Source organism: Paraburkholderia bengalensis, from assembly GCF_037126505.1.
In the GTDB taxonomy this organism is placed as follows: domain Bacteria; phylum Pseudomonadota; class Gammaproteobacteria; order Burkholderiales; family Burkholderiaceae; genus Paraburkholderia; species Paraburkholderia bengalensis.
Genome location: NZ_JACFYJ010000212.1, coordinates 1 through 3,021 on the forward strand (window position 1 = coordinate 1; position 3,021 = coordinate 3,021).

A 3,021-nucleotide genomic window follows, 5' to 3' on the forward strand; every position below is an offset into this window, starting at 1 on the left:
GCGAGCACCGCGATCGCGCGCAGGCCGTCGAGCTGGACGATGCGTCGGTTGTGAGAAGGCGTTGCGGGCAGGGTGCTGGCTGTCATGAACGTCCGTGTATGCGCCTGATGCGGCATTCAAAGGGCCATAGACGGTGTCGCAAGGCGATCACCATAAAGTCGGCAAAGTGTTGTTCGATTCTCGGTTAAATAAAATCGGCTAAAAACACGAATTAAATAAACAAAACCGTTTCGATATAAAAATTCGGACTTTCATTCGCGGATGCAATTCACTACGCCTTCAAACAAAGCATGCTGCAAGACTTTAAGAACTATCGGAATGCGCAAGGCATCGTACGTAGCGATCTTTCTTCCAAAAAAATTGCACAAAAAATGCAACATGATTTTTTTCCAAATTTCTTTTCTGACGATCCAATGCGCGAATAATTTTGAATTATTTGGGAATTTCGTCCTGCATTCTTTGCAATTACCGTTAAGCGCCGGCAGGAGCATTGCGCATTGACGATTGCGCGTGTTCCGGCGAATGGCTTACCGCCTTGATCCCGCTTCGATGGAGAACCTGCGTTGTCCCGACTCACGCTTGCCCGCGCGATGTGCGCGTTCGCCTTTCTCGCGACACTGCATGCGTTCGCCGAACCCGCGCTGAACGTGCAGACGTCATGGATCGGCAATACGTTCGGCTTCGGCGACGGCAGCTGGACGCAGATCAACATCACCGCGATCGCGGTATCGCCCGATGGGAAGGTCTACACCAACGCGCCTTGGGACGAGAGCGGCGCCGAATCCAGCGTCTATCAGAACGGCAAGATGTTGGGCTTCGCAGGCGGCACGCACGGCTGGGGCAACAGCGGCGGCAATGCAATCGCGATCAACGGTCGCTATGCGTTTGTAGCCGTCGGCGTCGGCAACGAGAAGGGGCATCTCGTCGGCGCCGGCGTGTGGCCGGAACAGGGGCGCCAATGGTACGGCATCTCGCGGCGCGAGATCGGCGATACGAAACGCGTCGCTGCCTTCCAGCCCGCCGTGAGCAGCATCGATCCGCATGCGAAGGCAGCCGCCGCGTTTCAGCTCGTCAGCGACGTGCCGATGAGCACGCGCGGCGATATCAACGGGCCCGCTGCGAGCACGACGCTCTATGCGTTGAACGCGTCGCAGAACCGCATCGAGGTATACGACGCGGCATCGATGCAGCGCAAGGCGCAATGGAGCGTGCCGGCGCCAGGCCGCATCGCGCGCGCGAGCGACGGCACGTTGTGGGTGCTGACGGCAACGCTCGGCCCTCATCCGAAGGTCGCGCATCTTGACGCCGGCGGTGAGCCGTTGAACGACGCGCTGCCGCTTCCCGACGATACCGTCGCCGTCGATATCGCCGTCGACAATCAGGGCCGCGTGCTGATCGCCGACAACGGCCCGCGCCAGCAGGTGCTGTTCTTCAGCAAACGCAACGGCGGCTACGCGCTCAGTTCCACGCTCGGCGAGCGCGGCGGGATTTTTTCCGGTGTCGCGGGCCGTCCCGGCGCGCAGCGCTTCAACGGGCTCACAGGTGTCGGCGTCGATGCGCGAGGCAATGTCTATGTGTCGACCAACGGCATCGGTCCGCGCTTCGAGCCGACGGGCGCGGGCCTCGGCGCGACGCTCGAAAGCTATGCGCCCGACGGCAGACGTGTGTGGCAGGTCGAAGGGCTGCTGTTCGTCGACGGCGCGTGGATGGACCCGTCGCGGCCCGATAGCGTCTTTACGGGCAACAAGCGCTTCGAACTGGACCTGTCGAAACCGCCAGGCCAGCAATGGACCTACGCGGGCTTCCTCACCAACCGCTTCCGCTATCCCGACGATCCCGTGTTCACCACCGACCAGTGGCCGGGCCTGCCCATCGCCCGCAAGCTGAAGGGCCGCACGTTCCTGTTCCTGACGGACATGTACGCGGACCACCTGAAGATCTATCGGTTCGACGGCGGCCGCGATGGCGAGACGGCCACGCCTTCCGGCTTCATCGCCGGCCGCGAGCGCGCCGTGCTGAAGGTGCCGAACGCGCCGAAGGGCGGCGACTGGATCTGGCGCGATGCGAACGGCAACGGCCGGTTCGACGCCGACGAATTCACGCCGAACACGACGGGCACGCACCTCGCGGGCGGCTGGGGCTGGTGGGTCGACACCAGCGGCGATATCTGGCGCGCGCGCGACTCGAAGGGCATCAACCGGTTTCGCTTCGGCGGGCTCGATGCGAAGGGCAATCCCGTCTACTCGTATGCCGACATGACGTCCTACGCAGTGCCGCCGCCGTTCACGGAAGTCAAACGCGCGATCTACGACCCGCAAACCGACTCGATGTACGTGACGGGCTACACGGCCGACGCGCCGTTCGATCGCGGCTTCTGGAAAGAGGTGGGCCGCGTGCTGGTGCGCTACGACAAATGGTCCAGCGGCAATCCCGTTGCGCGCTACACGCTGCCGCTGCCGTGGGATACGAAAGCAAAGCCCGTCTCGACGCTGATCGGCCTCACCGTCGAAGGCAAGTACGTGTTCGCCGTCGAGCCCGTGAGCACCGTGCACGTCTACGACCGCGACACGGGCACGCCCGTCGGCACGATGCAGCCGGGCCCGGAAGTGGGCCGCGCGTCGGGCTGGGTCGACGTGCCCAACGGCATCAGCGCTTACCGCCGCAACGACGGCGAGTATCTCGTGTTCGTCGAGGAAGACGCGCGCGGCAAAGTGCTGATGTATCGCTGGAAACCGTCAGCGAACACCTAGCTTTCTCCACCCACACGCTACGCCAACACATGAACGACACCACAGGACTCCGATGGACAAAGGCATCCTCAGAAACGTAGTGATCAACCTGATCGGACTGGTCTTGCCGACGTTCGTTTCGCTCGTCACGGTGCCGTCGTATATCCGGCTGCTGGGCGTCGAACGGTACGGCGTGATCAGCCTCGTGTGGACGCTGATCGGCTACTTCAGCATCCTCGATCTCGGCATGAGCATGGCCGCGCAGAATCACATCTCGAAGGCGCGCGCATCG

General features: G+C 62.4%; 2 protein-coding genes. Both read left to right on the forward strand.

What is annotated here, in order from left to right; genetic code table 11:
- Positions 1–590: 590 nt before the first annotated feature.
- The gene (locus H3V53_RS42605; RefSeq protein ID WP_336602957.1) at positions 591–2,750 is read left to right on the forward strand and encodes an NHL repeat-containing protein; all 2,160 of its coding nucleotides are present in this window, start codon (positions 591–593) and stop codon (positions 2,748–2,750) included.
- Positions 2,751–2,802: 52 nt separating this feature from the next.
- Positions 2,803–3,021, forward strand: a 219-nt coding sequence (locus H3V53_RS42610) for an oligosaccharide flippase family protein (RefSeq protein WP_336602956.1), incomplete at its 3' end; no start/stop codon positions are given.